Source organism: Bradyrhizobium sp. USDA3010 (assembly GCF_056429065.1).
This window is the reverse complement of record NZ_JBWJZD010000018.1, coordinates 121,946-138,951: the sequence shown is the minus strand read 5'-3', so window position 1 is coordinate 138,951 and position 17,006 is coordinate 121,946. Positions and strand designations below refer to the sequence as shown.

At 64.4% G+C, this 17,006-nt stretch carries 15 protein-coding genes and 1 pseudogene; 13 read left to right on the top strand and 3 right to left on the bottom strand.

Features of this window, described 5'->3' with window-relative positions:
• Window positions 1-269 precede the first annotated feature (269 nt).
• The 3 genes from AC066Y_RS25490 (at window position 270) to AC066Y_RS25480 (ending at window position 4,920) form a co-directional block, all read left to right on the top strand.
• Window positions 270-1,772, top strand: a complete 1,503-nt coding sequence (locus AC066Y_RS25490) for a sensor domain-containing diguanylate cyclase (RefSeq protein WP_478276263.1) — start codon at window positions 270-272, stop codon at window positions 1,770-1,772.
• Window positions 1,773-2,372: 600 nt separating this feature from the next.
• Window positions 2,373-4,097: a dihydroxy-acid dehydratase gene (gene ilvD, locus AC066Y_RS25485; protein ID WP_478276289.1), complete on the top strand. Its 1,725-nt coding sequence runs from the start codon at window positions 2,373-2,375 to the stop codon at window positions 4,095-4,097.
• Window positions 4,084-4,920: a tetratricopeptide repeat protein gene (locus AC066Y_RS25480; RefSeq protein WP_478276262.1), complete on the top strand. Its 837-nt coding sequence runs from the start codon at window positions 4,084-4,086 to the stop codon at window positions 4,918-4,920. The genes ilvD and AC066Y_RS25480 overlap by 14 nt, the downstream gene beginning before the upstream one ends.
• A 21-nt stretch (window positions 4,921-4,941) precedes the next feature.
• Here AC066Y_RS25480 and xth read toward each other — a convergent pair whose 3' ends face one another.
• Both xth and AC066Y_RS25470 read right to left on the bottom strand, forming a co-directional pair.
• The gene (gene xth / locus AC066Y_RS25475) at window positions 4,942-5,739 is read right to left on the bottom strand and encodes an exodeoxyribonuclease III (protein ID WP_478276261.1); all 798 of its coding nucleotides are present in this window, start codon (window positions 5,737-5,739) and stop codon (window positions 4,942-4,944) included.
• A gap of 35 nt (window positions 5,740-5,774) precedes the next feature.
• Window positions 5,775-6,212 carry a GNAT family N-acetyltransferase gene (locus AC066Y_RS25470; protein WP_478276260.1) on the bottom strand — a complete coding sequence of 146 codons (438 nt, stop codon included), beginning with the start codon at window positions 6,210-6,212 and terminating at the stop codon, window positions 5,775-5,777.
• A 344-nt stretch (window positions 6,213-6,556) separates the two neighbouring features.
• On the opposite strand from AC066Y_RS25470, the pseudogene AC066Y_RS25465 reads away from it, so the two are divergent.
• Window positions 6,557-7,090 (top strand): annotated as a pseudogene (locus AC066Y_RS25465) (efflux RND transporter permease subunit); the annotation flags it as partial.
• Window positions 7,091-7,153: 63 nt separating this feature from the next.
• On the opposite strand, the gene erpA reads toward AC066Y_RS25465, so the two are convergent.
• Window positions 7,154-7,483, bottom strand: coding sequence for an iron-sulfur cluster insertion protein ErpA (erpA, locus tag AC066Y_RS25460; protein ID WP_021081206.1), 330 nt, complete (start codon window positions 7,481-7,483; stop codon window positions 7,154-7,156).
• Between the two features lie 137 nt (window positions 7,484-7,620).
• On the opposite strand from erpA, the gene AC066Y_RS25455 reads away from it, so the two are divergent.
• The 9 genes from AC066Y_RS25455 (at window position 7,621) to tatC (ending at window position 16,904) form a co-directional block, all read left to right on the top strand.
• Window positions 7,621-8,829, top strand: coding sequence for a deoxyguanosinetriphosphate triphosphohydrolase (locus AC066Y_RS25455; RefSeq protein WP_478276259.1), 1,209 nt, complete (start codon window positions 7,621-7,623; stop codon window positions 8,827-8,829).
• A 9-nt stretch (window positions 8,830-8,838) separates the two neighbouring features.
• The gene (argS, locus tag AC066Y_RS25450; protein ID WP_478276258.1) at window positions 8,839-10,635 is read left to right on the top strand and encodes an arginine--tRNA ligase; all 1,797 of its coding nucleotides are present in this window, start codon (window positions 8,839-8,841) and stop codon (window positions 10,633-10,635) included.
• 118 nt (window positions 10,636-10,753) lie between these two features.
• Complete coding sequence (locus AC066Y_RS25445; RefSeq protein ID WP_478276257.1) at window positions 10,754-12,220, top strand: SPOR domain-containing protein; 1,467 nt, start codon at window positions 10,754-10,756, stop codon at window positions 12,218-12,220.
• 46 nt (window positions 12,221-12,266) lie between these two features.
• Window positions 12,267-13,289 carry a beta-N-acetylhexosaminidase gene (nagZ, locus tag AC066Y_RS25440; RefSeq protein WP_478276256.1) on the top strand — a complete coding sequence of 341 codons (1,023 nt, stop codon included), beginning with the start codon at window positions 12,267-12,269 and terminating at the stop codon, window positions 13,287-13,289.
• Window positions 13,286-14,107, top strand: coding sequence for a segregation and condensation protein A (locus AC066Y_RS25435; protein WP_092113984.1), 822 nt, complete (start codon window positions 13,286-13,288; stop codon window positions 14,105-14,107). Before nagZ ends, AC066Y_RS25435 begins: the two co-directional genes overlap by 4 nt.
• Window positions 14,108-14,183: 76 nt before the next feature.
• The gene (gene scpB / locus AC066Y_RS25430) at window positions 14,184-15,068 is read left to right on the top strand and encodes an SMC-Scp complex subunit ScpB (protein ID WP_478276255.1); all 885 of its coding nucleotides are present in this window, start codon (window positions 14,184-14,186) and stop codon (window positions 15,066-15,068) included.
• Between the two features lie 147 nt (window positions 15,069-15,215).
• A complete protein-coding gene (locus AC066Y_RS25425; protein ID WP_456723206.1) occupies window positions 15,216-15,449 on the top strand; it encodes a twin-arginine translocase TatA/TatE family subunit in 234 nt (77 codons plus the stop codon).
• Between the two features lie 160 nt (window positions 15,450-15,609).
• Window positions 15,610-16,113 carry a Sec-independent protein translocase protein TatB gene (tatB, locus tag AC066Y_RS25420; protein ID WP_478276254.1) on the top strand — a complete coding sequence of 168 codons (504 nt, stop codon included), beginning with the start codon at window positions 15,610-15,612 and terminating at the stop codon, window positions 16,111-16,113.
• Window positions 16,110-16,904: a twin-arginine translocase subunit TatC gene (gene tatC, locus AC066Y_RS25415; protein WP_478276253.1), complete on the top strand. Its 795-nt coding sequence runs from the start codon at window positions 16,110-16,112 to the stop codon at window positions 16,902-16,904. The genes tatB and tatC overlap by 4 nt, the downstream gene beginning before the upstream one ends.
• The last annotated feature ends 102 nt before the right edge of the window (window positions 16,905-17,006 follow it).

Genomic DNA, 17,006 nt, shown 5'->3' with positions numbered 1-17,006 from the left:
GTTCCAGGAACCGCCGGATGGAGCCCGTTTTGCAGCGCACACCGCCTTCGTTCTCTGCTCTGGGTCAAACCCCTCGAAAGCGTTCATGGCTTGGTGACTCAAACATGCTGAGGTGAGGGGGCTCGCAATTGCTCCAGGTGCGTCTCGCCATGTCCGGACAGGTGTCAGCTTCCCGCGGCCGAACGTTTTTGGCCGGAAAGATCGTCTTCAATTTCGGTCGGTCGGCCTTCGATTGCACGGTCCGGCAGCTCACCGATACGGGAGCGACCGTGGATCTCGAAAGCGTCATCGGCATTCCGGACCAGGTCCAGCTGTTGATTGTCGGCACCAATCAGGTGAGGCCATGCAAACGGTTGTGGCAATCGGACCGCCAGCTCGGGCTGGTGTTTGAAGCTCAGCAGGCGGCTCCCGCGCCTGCCGCTGCCGTGCTTGCCGCTGCTGCGCCATCAGCCATTCCGGAGCGGCGCAGCGGCGAAATTCTGCGCGGGCACATGCTGGCGCTGCGCGCAGCGCTCGATCTGATCCCGGTCGGCATCCTGCTCTTGGACGCCGAGCTGAAAGCCCTGTTCATCAACCGCGCGTTCCGGAACATGTGGCAGCTTCCGGACGCGGTGGCCGACCGCAATCCCAGCTTCACCGATCTCATGCACCACGGCTGCAAGACCATGGCCTATGAGCTGCCGGTTGAGCAGCTTCAGGCCTATGTTGCCGAACGCGTCCGCCTCGTGAGCGCCGGCGACGCAAACCCGATCGATCTCAGGCGCAGCAATGGCGATGTGGTGCGGTGTCAGTGTACGCCGCTGCCCGACGGCGGCCGGATGGTGAGCTACACGCCGGTGACCGACATCGTGCGCGCATCGGACAAGTTGAAGGTGCTGACCGGCGCGCTCGAGAACGTGGAGGACGGCGTCGTTCTGCTTGATCGCGATCTCAATGTGATTTTCCTCAACCGGAGAATGCGGGAATTCTGGGAGGTGAGCGAGGAGGAGGTTGCGCGGCATCCGGCATACGTCACGCTTCTCACGCGCAGTCGTCGGGCAGTCCCGACCGGCTCGACCCCGGAGCAAATCAGAGCCTTTCCGGCGAAGCGGATTGCGGAGATCAAGGCGGGCGATCACAAGCGCGACGTCCAGATGCCCGACGGCCGCAACATCAGGATCCACTGCTCGACGATGGCCAACGGCGGCCGGATGCTGACCTTTGTCGACGTGACCGATCTTGTAGGCAACGCGCGACAGCTCGAAGTGCTCGCGACCACCGATCCGCTCACCGGACTGTTCAACCGCAGGCACTTCCTGACAACGCTGGATGCGGAGTGGAGCCGGTTCCAGCGCTACTATCGCTCCGTCTCCGTCCTGATGGTCGACATCGACTACTTCAAGAGCATCAACGACCGGCTCGGTCATGCGGCCGGCGACGAGGCCATCAAGGCCGTCGCCGAGATTTGCACACGCGGCAAGCGCAAGTCCGACGTTATTGGCCGTGTCGGAGGCGAGGAGTTCGCGGTTCTGCTGCCGGAAACGACGTTGTCGCGCGCCCGGACCGTCGCCGAACGCATTCGCAAGAGGGCGGAAGGGTTAGCGTTGGGGGCGGATGATCGTCCAGTGCGATTGACGGTGAGCATCGGCGTCGCCGAGGCCCTCACCAGCATGCCCGGGATCGAGGCGCTGATGAAGGCCGCCGATGCCGCGCTCTACCAGGCCAAGGAGCGCGGCCGGAATCGTGTCGAGTGCTGGGCGCCTCCGGCGCCACCGAAATTGGCCGCTGAGTAGCAACGTCTCTCCAACGTCATTCCGGGGCGTGCGAAGCACGAGCCCGGAATCCATTGTGCCGCATTATTGGTGGTGGAATGGCTTCGGGCTCTCGCTTCGCGAGCCGTCCGGTGCGCAATTGCGCACGGGGGCCGGGACCCAACCACTGAAGCTGATTGTTGCGCGAGGCTGGGGCCGCAGCTTTCCTCTCCAACTCAATTCTGGGGTTATAGGTCCCGGCCTTCGCCGGGACGACGGGTGGAGAGAGGCGCGTGCGTGCGCGATCGGCACGCTTTCCCTGCGCCCTCCGTTTGAGGAGAGGACGGCAATCAATCCACAACCCAGGTGAGATTCTCCACGAGACGGCAACTTCAAGGCTATTTGGTCAGGTACGTGTCAGGTTCCCATAAGGACCGATAATACATGGTTGCCCGGGAGCCACGATTGTTGCTTTATCGCAACAGTGAATCGACATTTAACCCTAAACACAAGCGGTCCGTAGTCGCGCCGCTTTTTGGCCACACCCGGACATGAAAGGATATTCACCTGGCTGAATAGCCAGCGCTCGCGACGACGGGACTTTTGCTCGGTTCCGGCGTTGTTGAAGGGAACAGGGTCGCGATGGACGCCAAAACGAACATCAAAGGCAGGCTGCCGAGCCGCCACGTGACGGAAGGGCCCCAGCGCGCACCGCATCGGTCCTATCTCTATGCGATGGGGCTGACGACAACCCAGATTCATCAACCATTTGTCGGCGTTGCTTCATGTTGGAATGAAGCGGCCCCCTGCAACATCTCGCTGATGCGCCAGGCGCAGGCGGTGAAGAAGGGCGTGGCGTCCGCCGGCGGCACGCCGCGCGAGTTCTGTACCATCACCGTCACCGACGGCATCGCGATGGGCCATGACGGCATGCGCTCGTCGCTGCCGTCCCGGGAATGCATCGCCGATTCGGTCGAGCTGACCGTTCGCGGTCACTCCTATGATGCGCTGGTCGGGCTCGCCGGCTGCGACAAGTCGCTGCCGGGTATGATGATGGCGATGGTCCGGCTCAACGTGCCCTCGATCTTCATCTATGGCGGCTCGATTTTGCCCGGCAACTTCCGTGGGCAGCCGGTCACCGTGCAGGACATGTTCGAGGCAGTCGGCAAGCACTCGGTCGGCGCCATGTCGGACGAGGACCTCGACGAAATCGAGCGGGTGGCGTGCCCCTCGGCCGGCGCTTGCGGCGCCCAGTTCACTGCAAACACCATGGCGACCGTCTCCGAGGCGATCGGCCTGGCGCTCCCGTATTCGGCCGGGGCCCCGGCGCCTTACGAGATCCGCGACGCCTTCTGTGCCGCTGCCGGCGAGAAGGTGATGGAGCTGATCGAGAAGAACATCCGGCCCCGCGACATCGTCACCCGGGAAGCCCTTGAAAATGCTGCGGCCGTGGTTGCAGCCTCAGGTGGTTCGACCAATGCTGCGCTGCACCTGCCGGCGATCGCCCATGAGTGCGGCATCAAGTTCAATCTGTTCGACGTTGCCGAAATCTTCAAAAAGACTCCTTACGTCGCGGATTTGAAGCCGGGCGGCCGTTATGTTGCCAAAGACATGTTCGAGGTTGGCGGCATTCCGCTGCTGATGAAAACGCTGCTCGACAATGGCCACTTGCACGGGAATTGCCTGACCGTCACTGGCCGAACGATCGCCGAAAACCTCAAAAGCGTGAAATGGAATCCGCACCAGGACGTGGTGCGGCCCGCCGACAATCCGATCACCGTGACAGGTGGCGTTGTCGGACTGAAGGGTAATCTCGCTCCGGAGGGTGCGATCGTGAAGGTCGCGGGCATGTCCAACCTGAAGTTTACCGGTCCGGCCCGGTGCTTCGACCGCGAGGAAGACGCCTTCGAGGCGGTGCAGAAGCGCACCTACAAGGAAGGCGAAGTGATTGTGATCCGCTACGAGGGGCCGAAGGGCGGTCCCGGGATGCGGGAGATGCTGGCGACCACGGCGGCGCTGACCGGGCAGGGGATGGGCGGCAAGATTGCCCTGATCACCGATGGCCGGTTCTCCGGCGCCACCCGTGGCTTCTGCATCGGACATATTGGACCCGAAGCGGCCGTCGGCGGGCCGATCGGGTTATTGCAGGACGGCGACATCATCGAGATCGATGCGGTCGCCGGCACACTTGACGTAAAATTGAGCGACGCCGAGCTCGCAAATCGTAAGACCAAATGGGCCCCTCGGGCGACTAACCACACATCTGGTGCGCTGTGGAAGTACGCCGAGCAAGTGGGGCCGGCGGTGGATGGCGCAGTCACCCATCCGGGTGGCGCGTACGAGAAACAGTGTTATGCGGACGTTTAAGCGTGCGATATTGGCGTTTGCGTTAGGGGCCATCCCGGTGGCAGGCCCTGGATTCGGATTCGACGGCGCCCCAGTCAGCCCCCAGGATACCGTTCTTCCGGTGGTCGCTCCGCAGCCCGGCACGGCCGCTGCACTGAAGCGGGCCGCTACGCCGGTTGCCCCTGCGGCGACCTCGCCGACCTCCTCCTTCAGCACGCTGCAGTACCAGGCCGAGGGCGGTCACCCCGTGGCGCAGTGGAAGCTCGGCAAGATGTACGCCGAGGGCGACGGCGTCATCCAGGACGACATGCGCGCCTTTGAGTATTTCAGCCGGATCGCCAATGCGCATGCCGAGGATTCGCCGTCGGCGCCGCAGGCCTCGATCGTGGCCAACGCCTTCGTGGCGCTCGGCCGCTATTATCTGAGCGGCATTCCCAATTCCAAGGTGAAGGCGGACACCGAGCGGGCGCGGGAGATGTTCTCCTATGCGGCGTCCTATTTCGGCAATGCCGACGCCCAGTACGACCTTGCTCGGCTGTACCTGAAGACGCCGGATGCCTCGCGGGACGATTTCCGCTATGGCGCGCGCTGGCTCGGTCTGGCCGCCCAGAAGGGCCAGCATCAGGCGCAGGCGCTGCTCGGACAGATGCTGTTCAACGGCGACCGGCTGCCGCCACAGCGGGCACGCGGCCTGATGTGGCTGACCCTGGCGCGTGACAGCGCCACGCCCGACGAGGCCTGGATCAAGGAAAGCTACAACCGGGCAATCACCAAGGCCTCCGAAGACGACCGCGCGATGGCGCTGCAGATGCTCGAGCACTGGGTGCAGGGCCGCCGGGATTGATATCTCCCGCGGCGGGTGGGCTCAGGCGGTCTCGAAATCGAGATCGGCCCATACCGGCACATGGTCCGACGGCTTCTCCCAGGCGCGGACATAGCTGTCGATCCCGACATCGATCAGCCGGTCGCTGGCCTGCGGCGACATCAGCAGATGGTCGATGCGCAGGCCCCAGTTCTTCTGCCAGGCGCCGGCCTGGTAGTCCCAGAAGGTGTACTGACCGGGCTCGTCATTGACCGCGCGCAGCGCATCGGTGAGGCCGAGGCCGAGCAGCGACTGGAAAGCCTCGCGGGTCGCGGGGCGGAACAGGGCATCATCGGCCCAGGCGGCCGGATTGTAGACGTCGCGGGCCGCCGGAATGACATTGAAGTCGCCGGCCAGGATCAGCGGTTCCTCGGCCTTAAGCCGTTCCCGCGTGTACTCAAGAAGCCGCGACATCCATTTGAGCTTGTACGGATATTTGTCGGTATTGGCGGGGTTGCCGTTGGGCAGGTAAAGGCACGCGACCCGCACCACGCCCTGTTTCAGCGTGACGACGCCTTCGAGGAAACGGGCGTGGGCGTCCGCGTCGTCGCCGGCGAGGCCCGACTTGGTCTCGTCGAATGGCAGCTTGGACAGCAGCGCGACGCCGTTGAAGGTCTTCTGGCCGTGGGTGACGACATTATACCCGAGCGCCTCGACCTCGAGCCGCGGAAACGCGTCGTCGACGCATTTGATCTCCTGCAGGCAGACGATGTCGGGGGAACACTCCTTCAGCCAGGCGACCAGAAGTTCGATCCGTTGCCGGACCGAGTTGACGTTCCACGTCGCGATGCGAACTGCCATCGGAAGTCCTCTGTTTATGGGAGCGCTCGGGTGAACTAGCGCCCTGTTTGGATCAAGCGTTTCCGCATCTCGACGTGTGGGATGCCGGCCTCCTCGAATTCCACGCCGATCCGCTCGAAGCCGACGCGTGCGTAGAACTGCTCTGCGTGTGTCTGCGCGTTGAGGATCAGCTCCGGATAGCCGAGTTCGGCCGCCTTGGCCATCAGCGCATCCAGCACGCGGGCGCCCATGCCCGTGCCGCGCACTGCCTTGAGCACCGCCATCCTGCCGATATGGCCGTCGGGCAACAACCGGCCCGTCGCCACGGCGGTGCCGTCTTCGGCAAACGCCAGGGCATGCCAGCTCGACTCGTCCATTTCGTCCCATTCAAGTTCCGACGGAACGCCCTGTTCTTCGACAAAGACGCTGTAGCGGATGGCGCCGGAGCGTTCGCGGACTTCTTCCCAAGTGTAGACACGGACGGAGATGGGCATCAGGGAGATTCGAAACACTCGATCTGGAGGCGAAAGGGTAGCGCGATGCCGGCCCCGTCGCATGCCGAATTTCCAGGAGTGCGCGGATGCGAATGACCGGATTGAAGCCGCAGGATTTTACTTAGGTGGCATACCATGGGCGATCGCCTGTGCTAACCCTCTCCGGAAACAAGGCGTAACAATTGCCGACGGGGGGAGTGACGAAGCGTGCTGGCTTTCAAGGGAAGCGGGCGGCGCACGTGCAAGACTTATGAAAAAGCGGAATTTGGTTCTGACTGCCGCTGTTCTCGGCATTGCGGCCGGGGCGGCTGGTCGGCAAGGGCGCGACCACGCAGGTCAACCTCGACGCGGCCTTCGTGATCCTCGGCATTCTCTATGAGAGCTTCATCCATCCGATCACGATTATCTCGGGCCTGCCGTCGGCCGGCATTGGCGCGATCCTGACGCTGATGCTGTTCGGGATGGAGCTGTCGGTGATTGCGATGATCGGCATCGTGATGCTGGTCGGCATCGTCAAGAAGAACGCGATCATGATGGTCGACTTCGCGCTCGAGCGCCGCCGCGTCGGCCTCAGCGCCGAGCACGCGATCCGCGAGGCGGCGCTGCTGCGTTTCCGCCCGATCATGATGACGACGTTCGCGGCGATCTTCGGCACGCTGCCGATCGCGCTCGGCGCGGGTGCCGGCGCCGAACTGCGTCAGCCGCTCGGCGTCGCGGTGGTCGGCGGCCTCTGCGTGTCGCAGCTGCTGACGCTGTTCATCACGCCTGTGATCTACATCTATCTCGACCGCATCGACCGCAGGCTGCGCAGCAAGCTCGATCCACAGGCGGAGGCGGGCGACGACGTCGAGCGCCCGCAGGTGGTCGCGGCCGAATAACGTAGCGTCTCCGGCGAACCGGTCACCGGTTCGCGTGGAGCAGCCGCGTCGGGCAAGGAAGCGCTAGATCGAGAAGCTGGTGCCGCAGCCGCAGGACGCGGTGGCGTTCGGATTGACGACGCGGAACGAGGCGCCGATCAGGTCATCGACGAAGTCGACTTCCGAACCCGCGAGGAACGGGACCGAGGCGGGGTCGATCAGCACCACGGCGCTGTCGCGCTCGATCACGAGGTCGTCATCGGCCTGGGTGCGCTCGACGTCGAACTTGTACTGGAAACCGGAGCAGCCGCCGCCCTCGACGGAAATGCGCAGCTTGGCGCCGTCGCCTTCCTTGCTGAGGATCTGCCCGATCCGGCGGGCGGCCCGTTCGCTGACGGTGATGGCAGCAGTCATATCGGTCTCCGAAACTCTATTTGAGCATGGTTTGATCGGATCATGCTCGGCGTCATGCCCAATTCATTTGGTCAGCCGCCTCAGTCATAGTTAAGTGCGTCGGACCATGGAATCAAATGGATAAGGACTAAAATACCGTGTCGGTCGGAATGGCTGCCCCCCGCGCGCCTTATGCCTGCGACCCGGACCGCAGCCGCGGCCGGCTTGTCGTGGAGCCGCCGAGCCGGACCCGCAGCCCGTTCCGGCGCGACTGCGACCGGGTGATCCATTCGACCGCGTTCCGCCGCCTCAAGCACAAGACCCAAGTCTTCGTCTTCCACGAGGGCGATCATTACCGCACCAGGCTGACCCATTCGCTGGAGGTCGCCCAGATCGCCCGCGCACTGGCGCGCCAGCTCGGGGTGGACGAGGATCTGACCGAGACGCTGGCCCTGGCGCACGACCTCGGCCATCCGCCGTTCGGGCATGCCGGGGAGCGGGCGCTCGACGACTGCCTCAAGGGTGACGGCGGCTTCGACCACAATGCGCAGGCGCTGCGGGTCGTCACCTCGCTGGAGCATCGCTATCCAGAGTTCGGCGGGCTGAACCTGACCTGGGAATCGCTCGAGGGTATCGTCAAGCACAACGGCCCGCTCACCGAACGCAATGGCGCGCCGGCCGGGCGCTACCTGGAAAGCGGCATTCCGGTCGGGATCGCCGACTACAATAAGACCTACGATCTCGAGCTCTGGAGCTATGCCTCGCTCGAGGCGCAGATCGCGGCCTTCGCCGACGACATCGCCTATGATGCTCACGATATCGACGACGGTCTGCGCGCCGGCCTGTTTGCGGTCGACGACCTCAAGGAGATGCCGCTGACATCAGAGATCATCTCCGAGATCGACCGCCATTACCCCGGGCTCGACGAGGTCCGGCGCGGCGCCGAACTGGTGCGTGAGCTGATCTCACATTTCATCAACGCGGTCTTCAACGAGGCGACCCGGCGCCTCGCCGTTGCGCAGCCGCAATCGGCCCAGGATGTCCGCCACCACAATGCGCCGCTGATCGCGTTTCCGCCCGAGGTGGCCGAGCAGGAGGCGGCGATCAAGGCGTTCCTGTTCCGGCGGATGTATCGCCACCCGCGGGTGATGCTGGTCATGCGGGAGGCGGAGCAGGTGGTCCGCAATCTCTATGAGCGCTACCGGCAATCGCCAGGCGACCTGCCGGCGGAATGGATCGAGGGGAGCGTGCAGGAGACTGGCAGCGCGCGGAACAGGCGGATCGGCAATTTCATTGCCGGAATGACCGACCGTTTCGCCCTGATCGAGCACCAAAGGCTTTTTGACTCGACCCCGGATTTGCGTTAGCGCCCTGCCATGGCCGACACCCCTGCTACACCACACCTTTTTGCCGACATGCTGGCGCGCGTGCACGCGATCTGTGCCGCCGTCGCTGCCGAGGACAACTGGCCCGCGGGCATCGATCTGTCCCGCGTCGTGGTCGAGCCGCCGCGCGATGCCAGCCATGGCGACATGGCGACCAATGCCGCGATGGTGCTCGCCAAGGACGCCAAGGCCAAGCCGCGCGAGCTCGCCGACAAGATCGCCGAGCGGCTGCGCGCCGACGCGCTGGTCGCGTCCGTCGATGTCGCCGGGCCCGGCTTCATCAACCTGACCTTGAAGCCGCAGGTTTGGGCGGACGCGCTGCGCGCCGTGCTGGCCGCCGGCTCGGCCTACGGGCGCAGCGACATCGGCAAGGCCGAGAAGGTCAACGTCGAATACGTCTCGGCGAACCCGACCGGGCCGATGCATGTCGGCCACTGCCGCGGCGCCGTGTTCGGCGATGCGCTGTGCAGCCTGCTGCAATTCGCGGGCTTCGACGTCTGTCGCGAATATTACATCAACGACGCCGGCGCCCAGGTCGACGTGCTCGCACGCTCGGCATTCCTGCGTTACCGCGAAGCGTTGGGTCAGGATATCGGCGCGATTCCGGAAGGCCTTTATCCCGGCGACTACCTCGTGCCGGTCGGCGAGGCGCTTGCCAAGGAATACGGCGAGAAGCTGCTCGACATGAGCGAAGCCGCGTGGCTGCCGATCGTGCGCGACAAGGCGATCGCCATGATGATGGAGATGATCAAGGGCGATCTCGCCGCGCTCAACATCCATCACGACGTGTTCTTCTCCGAGCGCTCGCTGATCACATCCGGCAACAACAAGGTCGTCGAGACCATCGATTTCCTGCGCGCCAAGGGCGACATCTACGAGGGCCGCCTGCCGCCGCCGAAGGGCAAGCCGGTCGAGGATTATGAAGACCGCGAGCAGTCGCTGTTCCGCGCTACCGCCTACGGCGATGACGTCGATCGTCCTCTGATCAAGTCGGACGGCTCGTACACCTATTTCGCCTCCGACATCGCCAACCACCGCAACAAGTTCGAGCGCGGCTTCACCAACCTGATCGACGTGTTCGGCGCCGATCACGGCGGCTACATCAAGCGGATGCAGGCGGCGGTGGAGGCAGTGACCGCCGGCAAAGCCACGCTCGACGTCAAGATCGTGCAGCTCGTCAAGCTGCTGCGCGACGGCGAGCCGGTGAAGATGTCGAAACGCTCCGGCGAATTCGTCACGCTGCGCGAGGTGGTCGACGAGGTCGGCTCGGACGCGGTCCGGTTCATGATGCTGTTCCGCAAGAACGACGCGGTGCTCGATTTCGACCTCGCCAAGGTGATCGAGCAGTCGAAGGACAACGCCGTTTTCTACGTCCAGTACGGTCACGCCCGCGGCCATTCGATCTTCCGCAATGCGCGGGAGGAGGCGGTTCCCGATCTGCCCGAGACCGAAGAGACCCGGCTGGCCTATCTGCGGAACGCTGCGGTCGAACGGTTGACCGACCCGGCCGAGCTCGACCTGCTCAGGCGGCTTGCGCTCTATCCCCGGATGATCGAGGCTGCTTCGGTGGCACACGAGCCGCACCGAATCGCTTTTTATCTATATGATTTGGCCAGTGAATTTCATGCGCTGTGGACCAAGGGGCGCGATTTGCCCTATTTACGCTTCATTATCAATAATGATGCAGAGATCACGAGGGCGCGACTGGCAATGGTTCAGGGCGTCGTCTCGGTTCTGGCATCGGGCTTAGCTGTTCTAGGCGTCCACGCTCCGACCGAGATGCGGTAGGCAGGGGCATTAGGCCCTCACGAGTGGGGATTTGTGAGGGCATCTGGCAGGGGCCAACTCGTTCGGACCGGCTGTGCCGGCGATCTTGGCGCTGTCCCGAAGGGGATGCATCATCACGATGGCTGATCGATATCAGGACCGACATTTTTCCGCCGATACGACCTCCAAGGTCGAGAGCGACCCGCTTGCCGAACTGGCCCGGCTGATCGGACAGACGGATCCATTCGGCAGCGCGAACAAGCCGCCGCCGCGTCCGCTGCAGTCGCGCGCCAATGCGCGGCCGCAACAATATGATCCGCAGGCCGCGGACGAGGACGCGCCGCCCGCGGGCCCGCCGCCCTGGATGCAGCGCGCGCGGCAGGAGACCGTCGCTCCGCCGCCCGTGCAGCACACCGAGTACGAAGAGCCCGAACAGGACTACCAGCCGAAGCCGGTGCATCCGTTGCACCGCTATGCGGCCCAGCAGGCGCAGCCGCCTGCGCCCGAACCGGTTGCAACCTATCGGCCGGTCGAGCCGCCGCGACAGCCTGAGGCCTTTGACGACGAGCCGCCCTATCAGAGCGGCGATCAGGGCCACGATCCGTCGCGCTATGACGACGCGCTTTACGGACAGCTGGAAGCCGGTGAACAGGACCTGCAGCGCGAGCCGGCTTACCCGGACGATCCCTATGCGTATGAGGCCGACGAGGAAGAGCCTGAACCGCGCCGGCGGAGCAGCGGCCTGATGACGGTCGCTGCGGTGCTGGCGCTTGGCGTGTTCGGCGTCGGCGGCGCGTACGCCTACCGGACCTATGTCGGCTCGCCCCGCAGCGGTGAGCCGCCGATCATCAAGGCCGACAACACGCCGACCAAGGTGATCCCGGCCCAGGCCGATGCGCCGGCCAAGACGCCGGATCGCATGGCGGCGGGTGACGGCACCGAGAAGATCGTGTCGCGTGAGGAGACGCCAGTCGACGTCAATTCGAAGACCGCCGGACCGCGCGTCGTGTTTCCGCCGCTGAACGCGAATGCGAATCCGCCGCCGGCATCAACCGTGCAGACGGCGCAGCCAGCGCCGGCGCCGATCACCGCGAACGGGACGTTGCCGAACAACGAGCCGCGCAGGGTTCGCACGCTCGCGGTCAAGGGCGATTCGCCCGATGGCGCGCAGGCCCCGGCCGCCGCGCCGGGCAGGCCTGCTGCCGCCGCGAAACCTCCGGTGTCGCGTGGCAACCCGGCTGCGGCCAATGCCAGCGTGAACGCGCCAATGTCGCTGGTCCCTGGCCAGGCTGAGGCGGCTCCGGCCGCGCCTCCGACCCGGGTTGCATCGAACACGACCGCCTCCGTTGGCGGCGGTGGATATTTGGTTCAGGTGTCGTCGCAGAAGAACGAGGCGGATGCGCAATCGTCCTATCGGACGCTGCAGGGCAAATATCGCAACGTGCTCGGTTCGCAGCCTTTGGTGGTGAAGCGCGTCGATCTCGGCGAGAAGGGCGTCTATTACCGCGCCTTTGCCGGCCCGTTCGCGTCGTCGGAAGAGGCGAACCAGCTTTGCCGGAGCCTGATGTCGGCGGGTGGGCCGCAGTGCCTCATCCAAAGAAATTAAAGGCCGTTTCCTTGACCCGTGAGCTGCATACGGCCTAATCGGCCGAATGACGAACCGCGCATTCATCACGGGCGTATCCGGGCTGATCCTCAACGACGCTGAACGCGAATTCATTCGCGCCGAGCGGCCATGGGGCTTCATCCTGTTCAAGCGCAACATCGAGAGTCCTGCCCAAGTGGCAGCTCTTGTTGGGGAACTCAGGTCGGCGGCTGGCACGACTGACGCGCCGATCCTGATCGACCAGGAGGGCGGGCGGGTGCAGCGGCTCGGACCGCCGCATTGGCCGGTCTATCCGCCCGGCGCGAGCTTCAGCGCGCTCTACGACACCGACCCGAAGCTCGGCCTGACCGCGGCCCGACTCAGCTCACGGCTGATTGCGGCCGACCTGATCGATCTCGGAATTACCGTCGATTGCCTGCCATTGGCCGACGTTCCGGTCGCAGGCGCGGACGCGGTGATTGGTAACCGGGCCTATGGAACCGAGCCGGACAAGGTCGCGGCGGTTGCGCGAGCGGTCATGGACGGGCTGGAACAGGGCGGCGTGCTGCCGGTTCTCAAGCATATTCCCGGCCATGGCCGCGCCACCGCGGACAGCCATTTCCGGCTTCCGACGGTCGATGCCGCCAGAGACGAGCTGGAACGGACCGATTTTGCCGCGTTTCGCCCGCTGGCGGACCTGCCGATGGCGATGACCGCACATGTTGTGTTTAGCGCGCTGGACCCCGTCCATCCGGCGACGACTTCTGCGACAATCATCGAACAGGTGATTCGCGGCCTGATCGGGTTCCAAGGTTTGTTGATGAGTGATGACGTGTCGATGAATGCGCTGGCCGGATCAATTGCCGAGCGGACCCGCGCCATCGTCAGCGCCGGTTGCGACATGGTTCTGCACTGCAACGGCAACATTGACGAAATGCGCGAGGTCGCGCGGGAGACGCCGGAACTGGCCGGCAAGGCGCTTGAGCGGGCCGAGGCGACGCTCGCCGCGCGGAAGCAGCCTGAACCGCTCGACCGGCAGGCGGCACGGGCTGAACTGGATGCGTTGTTGAATCGGGTAGGGACGGCATGACCGCTGAAATTCTATCGTTTGAGACCGGGCGGCCGGCCGACCTCGCCGAGGGCGAACCGGCGCTGGTGGTCGACGTCGAGGGCTATGAGGGCCCGCTCGACCTGCTGTTGACGCTGGCGCGACAGCAGAAGGTCGACCTGTCGAAGATTTCGATCCTTGCGCTCGCCGACCAATATCTGTCGTTCATCGAGGCGGCGCGCAAGATTCGCCTCGAACTCGCGGCCGACTATCTGGTGATGGCGGCCTGGCTTGCCTTCCTGAAATCGCGGCTCTTGCTGCCCGAGCCGCCGAGCGCGGAGGGGCCGAGCGCCGAGGAAATGGCGACCGCGCTCGCCAACCGGCTGCGCCGTCTGGAGGCGATCCGCGAGGCGGCGAACCGGCTGATGAACCGGCCGCAGTTCCAGCGCGATATCTTTCCGCGCGGCAATCCCGAATCGATCGCCGAGATCAAGCATCCGAAGTTCACCGCGACCTTGTACGACCTGCTGTCGGCCTATGCGACGCAGCGCGCGTCGCGCGTGCTGACCTCGGTGCATCTGGCGAAGCGGACAGTGTGGTCGCTGGCGGAAGCGCGAGCGTCGCTGGAGCGGCTGGTCGGCCTCGCCGAGGACTGGAGCTGCCTCGACGAGTATCTGATGAACTACGTCGCCGATCCCAAGCAGAAGGCCACGGTGTTCGCATCGAGCTTCGCTGCTGCCCTCGAACTGGTTCGCGAGGGCGAGATGGAAATCAACCAGAAGCAGGCGTTCGCGCCGATCTATTTCCGAAAGCGTCAGGCGCAGGCCGCAATGGCTGCGCCGGACCTGTCGGTTGAGTAAGTGGAAGAAGGAGAGCAAGCCCATGGCAAGCTTGGCGGAAGTGCGCAGAGACGAGCCCGAGGAGGAGGTTTCTCCTATGGATCATCCGGTAGCGCGTCCTGAGGAATTGCGGCTCCTTGAAGCGCTGTTGTTCGCATCGGCCGAGCCGATCGATCAGGCAACGCTGGCAAAGCGGATGCCCGACGGCGTCGATATCAAGGCGGCGCTCGCACAGTTGCAGGCGGAATATGCGCCGCGCGGCGTCAACCTAGTTCGGGTCGCCAACAAGTGGACGTTCCGCACCGCCGGCGATTTGTCGTGGCTGATGACGCGCGAGAGCACCGAGACCCGCAAGCTGTCGCGTGCAGCGATCGAGGTGCTGGCGATCGTCGCCTATCATCAGCCGGTGACCCGCGCCGAGATCGAAGAGATTCGTGGCGTGGTCACCTCGAAGGGAACGATCGACGTGCTGCTGGAGACCGGCTGGATCCGGCCGCGCGGCCGCCGCAAGACGCCGGGCCGTCCGTTGACCTTCGGAACCACCGACGCCTTCCTGTCGCAGTTCAGCTTGGAAGCGCTCGGCGACCTGCCGGGCCTCGAGGAACTGAAGGGCACCGGTCTGCTCGACTCGCGCCTGCCGACCGGCTTCTCTGTTCCATCGCCATCGGATGATGCGACGCTGCGGGAGGACGAGGAGCCGCTCGAGCCGGGCGATACGTTGGAACTGCTGCTCGCGCCGGCGGTCGAGCCTGAAGCCGAGGAACCGAAGACCGAGAGCGAAGCGGTTACCGAGGTCGAGGCTGCCGAGGTTGGGACAGCCGAGGTCGAAACGACAGCCGAGGCCGAAACCGACCTCGAAGCGGAAGTTGCCGCCGAGGTGGACGCGGCCGAACCTGACGCGGCCGAACCTGACGCTGAAGAGCCGGACGAGCGCATCGACCACGCGGGCGATGACCACGGCGCCGAGGAGAAGGGCGAATAGCCCGGAATATTCCCGGTTAAGCCTAGCAATATTACGTAGCCGCGACAGCGATTTGCCGCGGCCGAGGTCCTTGTTTTTGACACCCCGCAGGCCTAACTTCCGGCAAAGTTCAGGCCGGTCCGCCGGCCATTTCTGGAGGGTTGCAGGATGGGTTCGCTTAGCATTTGGCACTGGATCGTCGTGATCGCAGTGGTCCTGCTGCTGTTCGGACGCGGCAAGATTTCGGACCTGATGGGTGACGTCGCCCAAGGTATCAAGGCCTTCAAGAAGGGCATGCAGGACGACGACAAGGTCGCGGACAAGCCGGAGTCCACCAAGGCGCTCGATCACAATGCGGCGCCGTCGGCTGCGCGCCAGGATGTCGGCAGCAAGGCCGTCTGACGCGCCTGTACTGACGCATATTTCGACGTTTTTCTTTGCGCGAAACGGTGACGCCGTCGCTCGGAAGCGCTATGGACGCCGATTGAGAAAAGGCGCCGGTAGCCCCACATCCTGCTAGGACCAATGGGGCCGATGGCGGCGCGCTTAGGCGGAACAATTCATGTTCGATATCGGGTGGAGTGAACTGGTCGTCATCGCGGTCGTCGCGCTGATCGCCATCGGCCCGAAAGAGCTGCCGGGCGTGCTGCGCATGGTCGGGCAATGGATGGGCAAGGCCAGGAAAATGGCCTCCGAATTCCAGGGCCAGTTCCAGGAGGCCATGCGCGAGGCCGAGATGGCCGACCTCAAGAAGAGTTTTGACGAGGTCAGGGAAGCCGCAACCGGCATCACCAGCGGCAACATCATGACCTCGCTGCACAAGGACGTCAGCGACGCCCTGCAGATCGACAAGCCGGTCGACGCGCAGGTCGCCTCCGCGATCGACGCGCCGGTCACTCCGACAACACCCGCACCGCCGACACCGGAAACCTTCGTCGAGGCCGAGACGCACGCTGCCGCCGGCGAGCCGCTCGCGATCACCAGCGAGGCGAAACCCGAGCCGGCGCCTGCGCAGGACGAGACGCCGCCACAGCCTGACGTGCTCAAGGACGCGAGGGCGTCATGAGCGCCGAAGATATCGAGGCCTCCAAGGCCCCCTTGATGGATCATTTGATCGAGCTGCGCTCGCGGCTGATCAAGGCGCTGCTCGGCTTCGGCGTGGCCTTCATCATCTGCTTCTTCTTCGCCAAGCAGATATTCAACGTCCTGGTCTGGCCCTTCATCTGGGTGGCAGGGCCGGAAAATTCCAAATTCATCTATACCGCGCTGCTCGAATATTTTCTGACGCAGCTCAAGCTCGCTCTGTTCGGCGCCGGCTTCATCTCGTTTCCGATCGTCGCGACGCAGATCTACAAATTCGTGGCGCCCGGGCTCTACAAGCACGAGCGCAACGCGTTCCTGCCTTATCTGATCGCGACGCCGGTGTTCTTCGTGTTTGGCGCGATGATGGTCTATTTCGTCGTCTTCCCGATGCTGACCCGCTTCTCGCTCGGCATGCAGCAGTCGGCGGGCACGGAGACGGCGCAGATCCAGCTGCTGCCCAAGGTCGGCGAGTATCTCTCGCTGATGATGTCGCTGATCTTCGCCTTCGGCATCGCGTTCCAGCTGCCGGTGATCCTGACGCTGCTCGGCCGCATCGGCATCGTCACCTCGAAGATGCTGAAGGAGAAGCGGCGCTACTTCATCGTGATCGCCTTCATCATCGCCGCCGTGCTGACGCCGCCCGATGTGCTGAGCCAGGCATCGCTCGCGATCCCGCTGCTCTTGCTCTACGAGGGCGCAATCATTGCGGTCGGGATCGTGGAGAAGAAGGCCACGACCTCGAGCGCGCCGTCGGCGACCAATCCGGCCGAGTAGCGCGATCTTCGCCTCACACTCGGTGTCATACCCCGCGAAGGCGGGGTATCCAGTACGCCGCGGCTTCTCGGTGACACGCCGCGCCTCTGGAATACTGGATCA

What these genes read in the sequence shown, in the direction of transcription:
- AC066Y_RS25445 (WP_478276257.1), top strand. Translation starts at nt 10,754, where the DNA reads ATGGCTGATCGATATCAGGACCGACATTTTTCCGCCGATACGACCTCC.
- tatC (WP_478276253.1), top strand. Translation starts at nt 16,110, where the DNA reads ATGAGCGCCGAAGATATCGAGGCCTCCAAGGCCCCCTTGATGGATCAT.
- AC066Y_RS25480 (WP_478276262.1), top strand. Translation starts at nt 4,084, where the DNA reads ATGCGGACGTTTAAGCGTGCGATATTGGCGTTTGCGTTAGGGGCCATC.
- argS (WP_478276258.1), top strand. Translation starts at nt 8,839, where the DNA reads ATGGCCGACACCCCTGCTACACCACACCTTTTTGCCGACATGCTGGCG.
- nagZ (WP_478276256.1), top strand. Translation starts at nt 12,267, where the DNA reads ATGACGAACCGCGCATTCATCACGGGCGTATCCGGGCTGATCCTCAAC.
- tatB (WP_478276254.1), top strand. Translation starts at nt 15,610, where the DNA reads ATGTTCGATATCGGGTGGAGTGAACTGGTCGTCATCGCGGTCGTCGCG.
- xth (WP_478276261.1), bottom strand. Translation starts at nt 5,739, where the DNA reads ATGGCAGTTCGCATCGCGACGTGGAACGTCAACTCGGTCCGGCAACGG.
- AC066Y_RS25425 (WP_456723206.1), top strand. Translation starts at nt 15,216, where the DNA reads ATGGGTTCGCTTAGCATTTGGCACTGGATCGTCGTGATCGCAGTGGTC.
- erpA (WP_021081206.1), bottom strand. Translation starts at nt 7,483, where the DNA reads ATGACTGCTGCCATCACCGTCAGCGAACGGGCCGCCCGCCGGATCGGG.
- AC066Y_RS25435 (WP_092113984.1), top strand. Translation starts at nt 13,286, where the DNA reads ATGACCGCTGAAATTCTATCGTTTGAGACCGGGCGGCCGGCCGACCTC.
- scpB (WP_478276255.1), top strand. Translation starts at nt 14,184, where the DNA reads ATGGATCATCCGGTAGCGCGTCCTGAGGAATTGCGGCTCCTTGAAGCG.
- ilvD (WP_478276289.1), top strand. Translation starts at nt 2,373, where the DNA reads ATGGACGCCAAAACGAACATCAAAGGCAGGCTGCCGAGCCGCCACGTG.
- AC066Y_RS25470 (WP_478276260.1), bottom strand. Translation starts at nt 6,212, where the DNA reads ATGCCCATCTCCGTCCGTGTCTACACTTGGGAAGAAGTCCGCGAACGC.